The organism is Motilimonas pumila, assembly GCF_003596335.1.
In the GTDB taxonomy this organism is placed as follows: Bacteria; Pseudomonadota; Gammaproteobacteria; order Enterobacterales; family CBDFNC01; genus Motilimonas; species Motilimonas pumila.
On record NZ_QZCH01000047.1, the window covers coordinates 1 to 15,412 of the forward strand.

Consider the following 15,412-nt stretch of genomic DNA (forward strand, 5'->3'; position numbering starts at 1 on the left):
GCCTTGACCTGCGTTTCAAACAACTCATGAATGCATTTGTCTTTCGGGTAATCTGCAGCCGTATCGTTCCACTCCACTAGTAGTTTATGCCGTTCTAACTCTGGGAGGATGGAAAGTGTGTTAATTTGTTGCTCTGGACGACGTGTTAACGCATCAACTAACGCCGTAAGAGTTGTTTGCATATAAGCGACAACATTTTTTGCGTTAACCGATACATCTATTTGAAATTCTAATCCAAAGCCACAGCCAAAATCATCAACAGAAAGGTTAAAAGGGTAGTTAGTTCGCTCTTGTCCCTCAATAAAATCTACCCCTGGTGCAATACCTGACTCATAATCATTGTTCACCGAATGGCGATAGTTCAGCAGGGCGCTGAATAATGGAACTCCAACCTCAAGGGATGAACAGCGCTGTGCCAGCGCTAGTGACGCTTGCTCATATGATAGTAGCTTACGTAGTGAATCATGAACTTGATATACTAACTCTGTAACAGTTATGTGATTTAATTTGACTCGTAAAGGCAAGGTATTAATACATACGCCTAGTATATTTTCAGCCCCTACAGTTCCTTGCAATCGGCCTGAAAGTACCGTGCCAAAGACAACATCATCACGACCACTACAGCCAGCAACAACTATCGACCACGCTGTATGAAACAACGTAGCAGAGCTCACCATTAGGCGCTTCGCCACTTGACGAAGTTGATGAGAAACAAAGTCAGGGACGGTTTCCCTTAATTCAACTACCTGTCCACCATCCCCCTGTACATTAGCTAAACCAAAAGGAGTACTTGGCTCATCAACATTACTCAAAACATCACGAAAATAGCTTTCCGCATCATGTCGCTTAGCATGGTATTGAGCGTGCGCAATGAACTCTCGATAAGGTACAGGTGTATCAAGCTGTTGTGTCTGTCCCGCCAAAAAAAGAGCTAGCTCTTTTTTAATAGTCTCGACACCAACATGATCTGAAATAATATGGTGAAATTGTAATAATATGAAATGATGTTCTGTCTCGGGATCACTAGCTATCTGAATTTTTATTAAAGGTGCCTGCTGTAACCCCATATTCTGAGAATCTGGCGCACACAAGCTATGCATATGTGCGAGCACTGCTTCCACTTCATTCAAATCAACCCAGTGAACAGGTAATGTGACTTCTCGACATACCACCTGCACAGGCTCAGACAAACCCTCCCATAGTATCGCCGTACGTAATGAATCATGCCGATTAATCACAAATTGTAGCGATTTTATAAAGTCAAAAACAGCCTCTTCACAATCGACTTTTAACAATACTGGAAGGATGTAAGGATCGCCTTTTGTGCTCACCATGTGATGAAACAAAATCCCTTCTTGTAATGGCCCCAGTGGATAGATATCCTGCACATTAGTTATCCCACCCGGTACTTGCTCAACAACCTGCGCAATCTCGCCTTCGGTTAATGATGCTAACGGCAACATAGCTGGAGTTATAACATCACAATCACCCGAAATTAAGTTTTCAGGTGCTACAAAAGGTAACTCTCCTTCTTTACCCAATTGCTCAATTAACGATGCTAATACAGCTAGTTCAGGATTCATAAACAACTGTTTCGCTGTAACATTCACCCCAGTTTGCTGCAAATGAGAAAACACTTGCATCATCAGCAAAGAATGCCCACCTAGTTGAAAGAAGTTATCAGTGACGCCGACTTGCTCAACCCCCAACACTTCTTGCCATATCTCACACAAAATATTTTCGGTCTCAGTACGTGGCGCTATATACTCAGCCTGATGCATTGAGAATTCTGGCTCAGGCAATGCCTTACGATCTATCTTACCGTTTTGGGTTAACGGCAACTGCTCAAGCAGGACAAATGCAGCTGGTACCATATAATCTGGTAGTGACTGTATTACGTACTGACGCAACAGCGTTATAAACTCTTGCTGTGCTGTATCGCCTCTTCCATCTTTTTCCCTGTCAACAGTGTCAGTAATCAACTGACCCACATTGTCTGCTACCACATACGCAACTAAACGCTTATCACCAGTAGTTGATTCTTTGGATACCACTACCGCATCCTCTACTCCATCGAGTCGTGTTAAGCAACTTTCTACTTCGCCTAATTCAACTCGGAAACCACGAATTTTCACCTGATGATCGATTCGGCCCAGATACTCCAAATTACCGTCCGGTAACCAACGCACTAAATCGCCTGTTTTATATAAGCGCTCACTATTATGTGAACTAGATTCATCGTAAAATGGATTATCTATAAAAGCTTGAGTCGTTAAATCTGCTCTATTTAGGTAGCCTCGGGCAAGGCCCTTCCCACCAATAAGCAACTCAGCAGGTATACCTTCGGGAACGGCTTCCAGTTGTTTATTTAGTAAGTAAACCTGTGTGTTAGCTATGGGCTTACCAATACAACTTCTTTCACCAACTCTTCTTAATGAATAAGTAGAATAAGTTGTGTCCTCTGATGGGCCATATAAGTCGTATACCAAACCTATACCTACGTCATATAACCGTTCTACCAATGATTGCTTCAATGGCTCCCCTGCTAAGTTCATGACCCTTAGACCTTCAGGTATGGCTCCTCCGGTAAGCAATGCTTCTGCCGCAGACGGTACTGTGTTTATCAAACTAATACTTTGCGCCATGTGACTCTGCTGCAGTGCAAGGATATCTTGAACCACCACAACCGAACCACTATTGGATAACGGTACAAAAATTTCAAACACAGACAAATCAAAACAGACTGATGTTGAGGCCAATACACACGCTAATTCATCTATAGAGAAAACGTCCAAAGCCCATGAAATAAAAGCTACCGTGCTACGATGCTCAATCATCACCCCCTTAGGGTTACCCATCGAGCCTGAGGTGTAAATCACATAGGCAAGGTGGTTGGAATTTAGTCCCAGTACCTGTTTATCTGGGTTATTCACGAGTTGGCGTCGGAGTTCCTGTTGAACCATCTCACTATCCAGACACACTGCTTGTGCCTCGCTGATAGAGGTTTTCTTAAGTAAATCTGATTGAGTAATAACAGTACTAAGGCCGGAGTCTGCCAGCATATAGGCCAGCCGAGCCTCTGGATAAGTTGGGTCCAGCGGCACGTAAGCCCCACCCGCTTTTAAAATAGCCAACATCGCTACCACCATCTCCAGCGAACGCTCGATGCAGATACCAATTAAAGTGTCCGGTGTCACCTGTTTTTCGGTAATCAAGTAGTGAGCCAACTGGTTGGCCTGTTTGTTTAGTTCACCGTAGCTGAGCTGCTTATCTTCAAATACCAACGCGGTGGCATGCGGACTGGCTTTGGCTTGTGCTTCAAACAGCTCGTGAATGCAATTCTCTTGCGGAAAGTCTGCTGTAGTGTCATTCCATTCCACCAGTAACTGGTGACGCTCTTTTTCTGGAATAATTTGTAGTTCATTAACGCTGTTAAGCGGGCACTCTAATACCTGTTTGATTAACCACTCAAACCTTTCTACAAACAAGTCAATGTCTTGTTCTGAGAAGTAGGCCAGATTATAATCCAGCTTTATTTCAACCCCTCCCTGCTCCCACACATTTAGCTGGATCGGCGTTTGTTCATAGTCATGACTTAGATATACTAAATCGACAAGCTGTTCACCAACAGTGAAGCCATGCTTCATATTTAGGTAATTAAAACCAATCTGATAGAGTGTTTTATTATTTTCGGATGTTGACATATCACGCTGCATATGACCGATAGGGTAACGTTGATACCTTAAGTTTTTTCGTGTTGTTAATCTTATTTGCTCAAAAAAATCAACCATGGAGAGATTTTCATCAATTGATAAACGTAAAGGACTAACACTGGTAAAGGCACCAATTTTATCTTTTTCACTACGAGTACGCCTGTTATGAACTGGAAGTCCAACAACTAGATCATTAACACTGTATGCCTTAGAAAAATAAATAGCGGTTAACCCGAGGTACATTTGAGAAATAGAGACTCCAAATTGAGTCGCCTTATTCACTAATCCATGGTGTATATTATCACCTATCTTTATCGTCTCTCTTTTGCTTGGGGTAGTAGAGTCATAGCGATGAAAATTCGAGCTATTAATAGAGAAAATGGGATCAGGTAGCTCTGCGAGCTCTTTTTCCCAAAATTTTTTATCTTTTAAATATTTTTCGCTGGCAAGATATTTTTGATCCCGTTTGGTAATATCAAGCCATGATATCTCTTCTATATTGCTATCTAGCTGTTGATAATAATGTCCTAGCTTTTCAACCCAATTGGCAATACCCATGCCATCCATTGCTATATGGTGAACAACCGTGGCACAAAAATAATGGTTAGCAGATATTTTCAGTAAATAGGCCCTGAAAAGCTCCGAATTTTCAATTTCTATCTTTGTATTAACAAGCTCTTTTAACCACTGTTTGGCTTTCTCCTCGGCATCATTCTGCTGGCTAAAATCAATAATAGGTAACTCTGTTTCTCTCGCTTTAGAAATATATTGCCTGATGCCATCATCTTGGCTAACTACTCTTAATCCAAAAACATCACTGCAATTTATTAGCTTTTTATGTGCTTTGGTTAGCTTATCAGTATCAATATTTGACAGCTTAATATATCCAGCAACGTTATATAGCGGGAATGTGTCGTGATGTAACTGATCAAAATAGATGTCTTGTTGCGTTAACGTTAATGGAGCAAGTGGTAAATTATCACTGTTAACCGTCATACCCTTTATTTCCTTTATAAAATCGATAAGCCTTTAAGCCTTATATACAGGCTGATGTTTAAATAAACGCTATGGAAAACTTTAACTGTAGATCGAAAACCATTTCCAAATTGATATTCAGATACGCACAGCCCAATGTAATTAACATTAGGGGCTGGCTTTATAATATGAGTGATAGACAGACAGGAAACACTCTTCCTAATTATTAGATTTTAAATCGATATTTTTTATAAGATTCGCTCAGAGGCTTGCTGTATTTACTTTTTTTAACTTGCCATCTTCGAGCATTATTATTTGATCTGCCAACTCGAAATATCTGTCATCATGAGAAATCGCTACCACCGCTTTTCCCTGTGACTTCAAGTTAGGTAATATTTCATGATAAAATACGTGTTTAAAATGGGGATCTTGATCCGCCGCCCACTCATCAAAAACATAGAGGGCTTTGTCGTCTAAAAAGGCCACTAGCAATGCAAGCCGTCGCCGCTGCCCGTCCGACAAAGCTAGTGTTGAAAAGTGCCCCTCACTAAATTCCACTTTATCTTGTAATAACAGTGCAGCGAGGTAGTGATTAATCTGCTGAGTTATATCAGGTGTATGTGAATAGTCTTTATGCAATTGTTTAAAAAGATAATAATCAGAGTAGATGCATGCGATTTGCTGACGATAACTGTTGATATTTTCACCTGTAACAAGCACATCATCAAACCAGATCTCGCCGCTGCTCGCTGGGTAGTGCAAACTTAGGACTTTAGAGAAGGTTGATTTGCCACTGCCGTTTCCCCCAACAATAAAACTCACTTCACCACGACGAATGCAGGCATCAACCTGTTCAACACCAAAGCTTTTTGCTCCTGGCTCGCTGGTCAGGTGTTGATAGCTGATTCCTTTTAAGTGCAGAGTTTGCCACTCAGCAACAGGAGATAGGCTAATCTCTACCTCCTCTGCTGGCAACTCATCAAACAACGCTTCGACTTTATTTAATGATATTCTTGCGATCGCAAGCTCAGGTAAGACATTTAAAATAAAGGAAACGGGAGCGGTTATATAGAGCAGTACCATGATCACACCTGTTAATTCGCTGACGGAGATGGCGTGATAATTTATATAGATAAAACCAATAATGCCCATTGTAAAAAAGCAGATCAAATCACCGTAGTTGCGCGCCATTTGCACAATGGTAAAGCCCATTTTCTCATGCCCTATAACCAACCTCTCTTGCTTAAGAAGCTGATTATCTAGAAAATGCTTATGTTTACTTCTGTTTAACTTCAACTCTTTGGCGCCCTCTACTAGGCCCTTAAATCCTTCTTGCAATAGATCCATGTGATCTCTTGAACGTGTAAAGTAACGCGAACCAAATAACATGGGTATTTGAAAAGTAACAATGCCAAAAACCAGGATAGCTACCAACAGAACAAACAATTTACTGTTCAGATATAACAAAAAGCCCATCAGACCTAACAGGGTTGAAAATTGGATCAATAGATCTGGGATTAAGCCGGCACCATAAACAATGCGCTGAACGTCCGTCGTCATTGACTGAATCAACTTGCCGCTGCTGCTTTTCTCCAGATAGGGAATGGAAGTCTTTGATATCTGCTGATAGAGGTTCTGCCTTAGTTGACTGGTCACATCCAGGCCAACCCTGGCTAGTAATACCTGAGAGGTGGTACGCAGCAACAGAATAATGATACAAAGTATCAAAAACAGGGCTGCAAATTTGGGATGAGCGACCTCAAAACCCAGGAATTGTTGAGTCTGCTCATTCTGCAATGATAACCCGTCCGGGGTCAACGAGAGGGCTGACATGATGACTGGGATCAATAGAGCATAACAAATCCCTGAAAATGCCCCCGCCAATACAGCATAAAAGACCTTGTTGGGGGCATGTTTAGTAAATAACCTAAGTAAGGCCATTACAGATCTCCTCTCAGCGCGTTAAGGCTAAGTATTTCTGACGTTTGGCTCTTATCCACAAGCGGAGCTAACTCTCCGTTAGCAAAAGGGACTATCATGTCTGCAAAATGTGGACTCATAACATTGCCTGACTGACCAGTACTGAGCATATACCAGTGGCTTCTTTCATTATTTAATTCAAACACCTGTCTAAATCCCGCACCAAAATTCTGAGTAAACCCGGTAGACCAGTCAAACAGGGCATTGGCTGTATTAACACTGTTGGGTGACGCCCCTTTGTGAGTGGTTTTTTTAAACAGCAACTCCAGCCCTTTCGCTTCGCCAAAGGGTTGATGTACAAACTCCGTTTTAAGTACCCTCTCCCAGCGCCAATCTGACACCGAGGCACTGCCAGTTAATTTTTCCAGATGCGCTAATGCTCTCTTTAAACTCAGCTTTAGCTCAGCCTGACACGGCGTTACTTGGCCTTTACCACACCAACCATGCTCCTCGGTAGAGAGCACTTTCGCAAGCTTAAAACCATTTAATAGCTCACTACTTGACTCTAAGAGGGCCGCTATACCAGGTCGCTGCCAGCTCGATTTCAAGTTTTTATCAAATATCGCTTTGACTAAATAGTGCTGCCAGGTCGTCAGTAACGTAGCCCCTACAGACTCAGGGGCATATTTTCCATCCCAGGCTTTTAATACAGCTATTGCAGTTTGCTGTTGCTCGCCATCCGCCTCAAGCTGACTCAGAAATGGCAATAGTGCCAGTGCGGTTAAATCCTTATTATCCAGTTGTATGCGTTGCATCTGCTCAACTGAGATGGCCGTTTTATTATCGATGTATTGTTGAAGCAGAGTTGTAATACGGTCGTGACGAGCTGACGGTGCCCACCCGTGAGATATGACTATATCCTGACTGTGCACCACTTTTTCGTTAGCACTCACCCAGAACCCTTTTTCTGGATTAAATTCTGACGGCAATAACTCAAACTCATGGTAACCTTGCCAGTCATTATTCACTGATGCAGGTTGTGGCAAGATACCGATGCCCACGCTGCGTTTTGGCATCATACCAACAACTTGATAACCTATGTTTCCTGTTCGGTCTGCATAGACAAAGTTTAGCCCCGGCGACTTAAAGCGGTAAAAAGCCTGACGAAAGGTCTGCCAGTTGCTTGCATATTGCAGTTTTAAAAAGCTGTCAAAGGTATGATCTTTCGCATCAAGCGCTGCCCAGCGCAGACTTAGAACTTCATCTAAGTCTGAAAAAGTATCACTGATAACAGGCCCCCGTACCGTGCTGCGAACAATGATCTCAATAGGCTTAATTGGCTCACGTAGGGCTGCAGGAAAACCCGCGCTCACCTTTATCTCTTCGCGGCGAATATCAAAATGCTTCCACCCTTGTGCTGTCATATATTGGTTGGGGTTATCAGCAGAGATATGCTCGATAAACAGATCTTGTTGATCGCTCTCAAGGCTAGTTCCCCCCCAGGCGATATCACGATTTTGTCCAAATACAACGGCAGGTAATCCCACCAGGGTCATGCCTGATACATCTAATCGATCGCCGCGTAATTTAGCCGTATACCAAAGGGTCGGTAATTGCAGGCCAAGATGGGGGTCGTTGGCTATCATGGGCACGCCAGAGGCGGTGTATTGACCGGACACAACCCAAGCATTGCTGCCAGAAAAAGGGTGGCCAATGCCGTAGGACCTCATAGTATCGTGCCGAGCCAGTAGCTCTATTGAGATCGGTTGGGTATTTTTTTCCACTGTGTCAACGGGATCATAAGGGTAAAAGTATTGCATCTGATTTGCGGTAAACTTGCCCCGCAACAAATACCTTCTCAATTCATTGTACATATTGCCATTAAGCTGTAGCGAAAATACTTTCTGCCAGCTCAATGAGTCCACTATGCGCCAGGGCTCAGGTTGTATATTTAAGGACTGAAACTCAACAGGAAGGCTGGCCGTGGTTGCGAGCCATGCATTAATACCATCGCGATAGGCCAGCAACACCTTTTTTGCCTCTGGTGTTAGGTATTGCAATGAACGTTCGGCAGCGTTTTGTAAGCCTAAGGTACGCATCCAGATATCGGCCTGAAGACTGTCAGGGCCAAACACTTCGCTTAATCGTCCTTGGGCAATTCGGCGCTGCAGTTCAAGCTGCCACATACGGTCGCTGGCATGTTTATAACCGAGCGCAAAAAAGGCATCGTTATCAGTGGTCGCTACGATAGAGGGGGTGCCGTAACTATCATGAGATATTTTAACAGAATTATCCAAACCCGAAAGTACAATATCTGTATCAAGAGGAGAAATACTGGACTGCAAATGAGAATATACAAATAAACACAGTCCGACAAAAGGTAGAGCGACCCATATCGCGAAACGCGACAACAACGGGTAATTACTCATTGTATCTCCATCCATTAATACTAATAATCGCATCAATATCAACATCTAATAATTTAAATGTCAATATTAAGTGATTTTAAAAAGCGTGAACTTTTAAATTCATCACATTTTAATATTTACACTCAGCCTTGAAGACGATAAAACAACTAAGAAAAAGTTATTTTTCTTCTAATTCATAAAAAATAAATTATATCCCACCTAACAAAATGAATTTTTTAGATATAGATAGTATTTTATCGATTACTCATCTTTGGATGCTGACGGGCCTTTGCTCCATTGAGCCTCAGGGCGGGATTCCACTTTGAAAAGGAAGTGAGCCAGTAACCCCCTCTGGCAGGATAGTTGACACTACTTAAAAATTAACCAATTGGGGGGCGTTAGGGCTTAATTGTGCCGCGCTATAGTGAAGAACGAAAGCAACAGATTTTGAATAAATTATTACCTCCCTTGAATATGACGGTGGCTGAAGTTGCTAGAAATGAAGGGATTGGCCTGCAAACTTTGTATAATTGGCGTGATAAAGCCAAACAACAAGGTCGTCCTGTGCCCGGAAATAAACCAACATCTGATCAATAGTCTGCTGAGGCTAAGCTAGCCACTGTTATTGAAACCGCCAGCTTAAATGAAGCGGAGCTAAGTGAGTATTGCCGTGAAAAAGGGCTGTATGTTGACCAAGTTAAAGCATGGAAAGCAGACTCCCTACGAGGTTTTACAAGTTCTCGCGAACAAGCGCTTGCAGTAAAACGCCAGCGAGGACGATTAACGCCTGTCCCACAGCGCACAAAATATGTGTCATGGATACAAGAAGCGAATCGCTCTGGTGCTCGGCTTAATGATGCTTGCCATGAAGTTGGGATCACTTTACGTACCTATCGACGGCTGGTATTGTGATGTCAAAATCACCGCTGATAAACGGCCGGATGCGACTCCTCCGGTGCCTGCGAACAAGCTAACGGAAGCCGAGCAAGCCAAGTGTAACTTGGCGAAATATGCCAGTCTGCCACCGACACAGATGTGCCATCGCTGTTGGATAATGATGAGTATTATGGCTCTGAACCAACGTTTATCGGGTATTAAAAGCGAATGGGCAGCTACATCATCGCGGTCGAAGTGTGACGCGAAAGGTATCAGCGTGTAGTGGTTAAGTAAAATTGGCCACAGTTTTTGTAAGTTTTTTTACCGAGTTTTTCCGGCTCTTGATGGGAATTTACGGCCTCAATTTAGCCATCGCTGACTGCTCTGCCTGCAGTTGGCGTGAATAACGAGCAGGCATCACTGGTGACTTCCATCGTCCTGTATTCTGTATTTCAGCTAATGAGGTTTTCGCTTTGGTGAGCTCAACTGCTGCGCCTACTCGTCCTGAGTGCCCCGAAAAATTCAATATTTCTTGCTCTGTAGAAAGCAATTGCCCAACTCTTTTAAAGGTCCGGTAAATCGTAGTATCTGTAACCTTGGAATGTTTAGAAATTTTGCCGTGCTTCGTCAGCTTTCGAAGTAACTGACCTTGTGAAACGCCTGTCATCGTTAACCAAGTCTGGTAATAATGCATGCACTTGGAGGATAACCACACGTATGTGCCTTCCCCTTCCTGGTCAGTTTTAGAAAAAGGAATATAGAGCGTACCACCCTCACCTGTCTCCGCGTATTGGATATGTCCGACTTCAATATTGACCAACTCTTGTCGTCGTAACATGGCATCGAAGGCGAGGTTTAAGATCAGTAAATCTCGCACTTGGGCCACTGTTATGGGGGCTTGCGTATACAAGTATTCCAGCAGCTCTAAGTGTTTGATACGAAGCGGTGTTGCTTGTTGCTGCGCGACGCCGAAGCGTTTTTTGATGCCTTTTAGTTTGAGTTTAAAGGCCTGATGCGTCGTTGGATTAAGAGATTGCGTGTAGCCACATGAGTCATGAAGCACGCTCAGTGATGCCGTTTTTCGGGTAATGGTCGCTGATTTATAATTTAACTGCGCCAAGTAATCCAAAAATTCGATTGCCTGCTCTACCGACATCGGGAGCGAAATCGCCTGATGGTAAAGGTATTGGCCCAGTTGTTGCCAGTCTCCGCGATAAGCAATTTGAGTATTTTCCGATAATGCCTCACTGGCCAGAGAAACATACTGACTAAATTGCTCTGAAACCCCTAAACTTTCAATGAGCGTATGCGAAGGAATGTGCATTAAATTCGCCATGATCACCCTGCCCTTTTCTTATAGAGACAAAGATTGCCCAAATCAACCAAGTGGTGATGTTGTGAAGGCTTGGACCTTGGCTTTGCCTGCTCGAGGTGAAGATGAGAATGAGCATAAACCAGAGCAATGCGGGCAACGCTCGAACGATAATTGTTCCCTTTCTGATCGTAAAACCGATATTTTTCAGAAAGACCACTTTTGAATTTATAGAGCAAAGAATCTTTGCCATGCTCTTTAAAGATAGCGTTAAGAGACTGCGTATCTTGTTCGAGTTGTTCAAGCTGCTTCTCAGCTTCGGTTAAGCGCTGGTATTGGAAATTATTACGGTAGGTTTCGATAGTATCAGTAAGCCGGCGCTGCTTATCTTTCATCCAGGTCAGTGCTTCTGAAGCAGGCTGATACTTCCCGCGATAAGCAGTCTGGTGAGTGATATGTATTTTTGATACCGCGTGGTCAGGCATATCGTCAAACCCAAAACGCCCTTGTGCGCTATACCATTGCAAAGGGTGAAGTGCTCTGGCACCAATATTGAGAGACTTTCCTTGTTTACTTGCTAACTTCAACACCCCTTGCTTGAGGCGTGAAGCCGCGATTTCAATTTCATCCACGTTCGGTAAGTTTTCGCGATTGGTGATCACGATATGACGCGCCGTTTGTTGCCCAATGGAAAAGACTTGGCAGCCATTGGATTGACATGCGTCGATCCACAGAGACTGCACGCGATGCAGTGCCTCGTACTCTTGCCTAAATGCTTGGGGTAACTTCACCGCATAAGGCGAGGTAGTCAGTATATCGAGATGATTGCTCATCGCGTTTTCCTCATGTGTATAGCATGAATGATATACATAAATATAAATCAAACCCTTAGACTATCTTTTAAGTAGGTGAATCCAATTTTTACCACACGTCACCCATAAAGCACTCAAAGTCATCAGAGAGTGAAGCCAAGTCGTTTCGCAATTTATCAATGCACGATAAGTGTAATTATAGTGCATTGATAAAAAGAAGTCATGAACCTGTTGTTGGTCGTAAATCGACCTGCTAAGAAGGAAAAATTGAATGAGTCAGTCGCAGATGAGACATGGATTTGAATAAAGCAGATTTTATCGTCAAAAGTGTGAGTGTATAACGTTTGTGATTTATAGCCTTTTTGATAAAATATCTGTATCTTTACTCTTTAAAATCCCTCAAAACTCACGAGGGGCAGTGTAATAAATAAACAATAAACTACTTAAAAGATAGTCTGAGTATGGCAAGGTATATAAAATCGCAACAAGATTATGATTATTTACACCAATATCTTTCTAAGAAAATGGGAATAGAAAACTCTGAACGGTCAACAAAATGGTTTTCGCTTGAAGATGATCAAAAAACCACTCTAGCCTGGTGTGAATATGCCTTATCGGAGTTAGAACTCCGCAGGTTAAAAGCTGCGATCCGTGCAAATCGGCTGACAAGGATTAAACCTGAGTTAAGATCCAGTGCCGTTACCACTATTAAGATATCTAATCAAGCCTATGAAGTATTGTCTAAAGTGAGCTATGAGAATAATTGCACAATCGCGGATGCTCTTGACTTTTTAGTTTTAAAAGATAAATAAAAATCAGTTTGATTAATTAGTGTCAATTTGTTATTTTTTAAAAATCAATGGAATATATTTTTAAAATATGGATTATTTTATATGAAAGAAAAAAAGAGCTTTATGATGAAGTCTAAGATGCTGCTCTCATCTTTTTTCACCGGCCTAGCTATCTTTTCAATAATTAAATTGATCTGTATGATACCTTTAAATTACTATGCTATAGACTATATTTCTAAGCAACCAGAGGCTCTCAAAGATGCAGCAACAAGGGATATTCAAGGTCTTGGTTCAGCTATTTCATTAATTCTGATCTATGTATCTTATAAAATAACAAAAAAGATTAGGTTGATAGAGAATATAAATAAAAGGAGGTTATTACGAATTTCTATTTTTATCGCCGGAATAATATGCCTTACTCTGTCTAGCTTCATTCTTATCTCACATGGATAATAAGAAATGAAAATTTTATCTCTTCTAAAGTCGAGAACACTTATTTCTAAAGAAAAACTTCATCTATATGAAAACTTCGGCGAAGCTAATCTTTCTGCAATAGAAATGGCAAAGCAAGGTGTTAAGGCTAGAGTAACCCCTATTTCTAATTTTTACATTTTATCAAGATATGAAGATAAAAAAGAAATAAAAGAGCTAAAAAGAAAGACCCTCATCTTCTATTATCATTTTAAATTAAAAGGCCTGAATTTTGAGCAAACGTCTAGAGCAATGCAAACCAAAGAGAAAACTCTTGTAACTTACGCATCATCATGCATACAAAATAATCTGATAACTCTATTAGAGTTAGAGTATTTTACAGAATTAAATGATAACGAAATTGATCTCATAGCAAACCATTTCGAAACATATATCTTTACTGAGGAAGGAATTAAATTAAAGCCCACATATGAATTCTCTTTAAAGAACGGGATAAACGCCAGCTATGAGGAATTAAGACTTATAGTATCAGAACTAGTAAGAATAAAAAATTCAGAAATAGTTTAATACTAATTTTGTTGTTTTAAATAAATCCTATATTAACAATACAAGCAGAATATTATATATCTTATCCGTTATCATTTTTTTTCCTAGTTTTACTTTCTATCTCTTTTAGCATTTTCTCTACTTCATCAATCCGAGAGGAGCAATGTAAGTACGCTTTACTACCTTGTTCCACTAGAGGAATTATTGCATCAACATCCGGAACTGTTTGCTGGGAAAGTTTATCAGCCGCATCTTTAAGTTGCTGATAACTCTCCATATAAGTAAAAGTTTTTTTATTCATTTCCTTCCTTATTAGTTGATTGTTGCTTTAAAAAAACCATCCTTCATACGAACTTTAATCTTTTCTCCATTCGGTATATTTCCTGAATTTTTCATAACTTTACCACAACTCATGTAAACAATAGAATACCCTCGCTCTAGTATTCTTTGAGGATCATAAGCATCAATGATTTTATACTCCATCACAACCTTGTCTCGCGCTCTTCCAATCACATTATCAGCAGTTTTCTTAGCGTTAAACCAATGAGCATCCACTTCCATTTTTGATGAAAAAATACTATTTTCAGTATTTGATATCAAGTTATTATTTTCTTGATTTAGGCGTTGCTTCGCCATTCCTAGTTGATACCTAGCTTGCGAACTTAGCCCTAACCAGGCTTGAATCAATGAACTTCTCCATTCTGAAATCACTTTCGCTGAAGAAACCTGAATGATATTAAAACGAGCTACAGCTTCTTTCTTAGCCCTATCAATGCAAGCATAACTCTGCTTATCAATATCGACCTTAGCCTTCACGATATCTAATTTAGCAAGATGTGTTACCTTGTAAGCACTCATTTTAATACATTCATAGTTAGCAGATGAGTTACTCCTTTGTGTATCGATTTCAGAACTAGCCAACCTCATCATATGATTAAAATTATTTGCAACTAATAACCGAAAATTAGATAGATCTTGGCAGGAGGTATTGAAAACTTTACTTTCTAAACGCTCAATCTCAATACGCCATGATTTAGTTATCATCCACATTCTAGTTAAAACAGTAGTATTATATGCCTCACACTCTTTATAATGAGAGTCAATCAACATTCTTATAGTTTTAGATATATAGTCGAAACTGCTACGTGCACTTTTTGCATTGGAAGATATGGTATCGTAAATATATGAAACTACCATTGATGGTGTTGGAAATGCTCTACAGGTATATTCATCAATTAGTATTTCGTCATTTTCATGACCGATACCACTAAAGACAGGATATGGACATCGGCAGACCATTAGAGCAATTTTCCACTCAGCTAACTCACTTAAACTAGCTGCATCACCTCCCCCTCTAATAATGCATACACAATCATAGTTAGTTTCGTTGTGGACTAAGTCTGAAAACGCAGCCGTGATAGTATCAACCCGACGCTCACCTTGGAAAAGTGCATAAAAGTAATCGAAATGACAAAGGTTGTATTTTTGCAATAAGTCAGCTTTTGTCTTGAAGTCATGGAGACCAGCTGCATTACTTGGTGCTATGACTGGGCGTTGTTGACTAAATAGGGAACCTTTCTCGAAAACTGCGATCAGATCATTGAGCACGATACATGGAAGTGATTCT

The 15,412-nt window shown here is 41.1% G+C and carries 10 protein-coding genes and 1 pseudogene; 4 read left to right on the plus strand and 7 right to left on the minus strand.

The features are described 5' to 3' along the window. The 3 genes from D1Z90_RS19565 to D1Z90_RS19575 all read right to left on the minus strand — a co-directional run. Nucleotides 1–4,709, minus strand: a 4,709-nt coding sequence (locus D1Z90_RS19565) for a non-ribosomal peptide synthetase (RefSeq protein WP_119912481.1), incomplete at its 3' end; no start/stop codon positions are given. A 240-nt stretch (nucleotides 4,710–4,949) separates the two neighbouring features. Then, complete coding sequence (locus D1Z90_RS19570) at nucleotides 4,950–6,629, minus strand: cyclic peptide export ABC transporter (protein ID WP_119912482.1); 1,680 nt, start codon at nucleotides 6,627–6,629, stop codon at nucleotides 4,950–4,952. Beyond that, nucleotides 6,629–9,037 carry a penicillin acylase family protein gene (locus D1Z90_RS19575; RefSeq protein WP_158587199.1) on the minus strand — a complete coding sequence of 803 codons (2,409 nt, stop codon included), beginning with the start codon at nucleotides 9,035–9,037 and terminating at the stop codon, nucleotides 6,629–6,631. The genes D1Z90_RS19570 and D1Z90_RS19575 overlap by 1 nt, the downstream gene beginning before the upstream one ends. A gap of 390 nt (nucleotides 9,038–9,427) precedes the next feature. On the opposite strand from D1Z90_RS19575, the pseudogene D1Z90_RS21785 reads away from it, so the two are divergent. Beyond that, nucleotides 9,428–10,149, plus strand: a pseudogene (locus tag D1Z90_RS21785) (transposase); the annotation flags it as partial. A 95-nt stretch (nucleotides 10,150–10,244) separates the two neighbouring features. Here the strand turns inward: D1Z90_RS21785 and D1Z90_RS19590 are convergent. Next, a complete protein-coding gene (locus D1Z90_RS19590) occupies nucleotides 10,245–11,228 on the minus strand; it encodes a tyrosine-type recombinase/integrase (protein ID WP_119912486.1) in 984 nt (327 codons plus the stop codon). 2 nt (nucleotides 11,229–11,230) lie between these two features. Further along, nucleotides 11,231–12,037 (minus strand): hypothetical protein, encoded by an 807-nt coding sequence (locus D1Z90_RS19595; RefSeq protein WP_119912487.1) that lies wholly within the window; start codon nucleotides 12,035–12,037, stop codon nucleotides 11,231–11,233. A gap of 440 nt (nucleotides 12,038–12,477) precedes the next feature. Between D1Z90_RS19595 and D1Z90_RS19600 the strand changes: the two genes are divergently transcribed. The 3 genes from D1Z90_RS19600 to D1Z90_RS19610 all read left to right on the plus strand — a co-directional run bounded on the left by D1Z90_RS19600 (nucleotide 12,478) and on the right by D1Z90_RS19610 (nucleotide 13,806). Further along, nucleotides 12,478–12,828 carry a hypothetical protein gene (locus tag D1Z90_RS19600; RefSeq protein WP_119912488.1) on the plus strand — a complete coding sequence of 117 codons (351 nt, stop codon included), beginning with the start codon at nucleotides 12,478–12,480 and terminating at the stop codon, nucleotides 12,826–12,828. Between the two features lie 81 nt (nucleotides 12,829–12,909). Continuing rightward, nucleotides 12,910–13,260, plus strand: a complete 351-nt coding sequence (locus D1Z90_RS19605; protein WP_119912489.1) for a hypothetical protein — start codon at nucleotides 12,910–12,912, stop codon at nucleotides 13,258–13,260. Between the two features lie 6 nt (nucleotides 13,261–13,266). Next, nucleotides 13,267–13,806 (plus strand): hypothetical protein, encoded by a 540-nt coding sequence (locus D1Z90_RS19610; protein WP_119912490.1) that lies wholly within the window; start codon nucleotides 13,267–13,269, stop codon nucleotides 13,804–13,806. A gap of 61 nt (nucleotides 13,807–13,867) precedes the next feature. Here D1Z90_RS19610 and xseB read toward each other — a convergent pair whose 3' ends face one another. After that, entirely contained in the window at nucleotides 13,868–14,086 is a 219-nt protein-coding gene (xseB, locus tag D1Z90_RS19615; RefSeq protein WP_119912491.1) for an exodeoxyribonuclease VII small subunit, read from the minus strand. An 11-nt stretch (nucleotides 14,087–14,097) separates the two neighbouring features. Then, nucleotides 14,098–15,412 (minus strand): exodeoxyribonuclease VII large subunit (locus D1Z90_RS19620; protein WP_198419272.1); only part of this gene is annotated, 1,315 nt, incomplete at its 5' end.

Coding starts and splice junctions, on each gene's coding strand:
- D1Z90_RS19605 (WP_119912489.1), top strand. CDS start 12,910: ATGAAAGAAAAAAAGAGCTTTATGATGAAGTCTAAGATGCTGCTCTCA.
- D1Z90_RS19610 (WP_119912490.1), top strand. CDS start 13,267: ATGAAAATTTTATCTCTTCTAAAGTCGAGAACACTTATTTCTAAAGAA.
- D1Z90_RS19590 (WP_119912486.1), bottom strand. CDS start 11,228: ATGGCGAATTTAATGCACATTCCTTCGCATACGCTCATTGAAAGTTTA.
- D1Z90_RS19575 (WP_158587199.1), bottom strand. CDS start 9,037: ATGAGTAATTACCCGTTGTTGTCGCGTTTCGCGATATGGGTCGCTCTA.
- D1Z90_RS19570 (WP_119912482.1), bottom strand. CDS start 6,629: ATGGCCTTACTTAGGTTATTTACTAAACATGCCCCCAACAAGGTCTTT.
- xseB (WP_119912491.1), bottom strand. CDS start 14,086: ATGAATAAAAAAACTTTTACTTATATGGAGAGTTATCAGCAACTTAAA.
- D1Z90_RS19600 (WP_119912488.1), top strand. CDS start 12,478: ATGGCAAGGTATATAAAATCGCAACAAGATTATGATTATTTACACCAA.
- D1Z90_RS19595 (WP_119912487.1), bottom strand. CDS start 12,037: ATGAGCAATCATCTCGATATACTGACTACCTCGCCTTATGCGGTGAAG.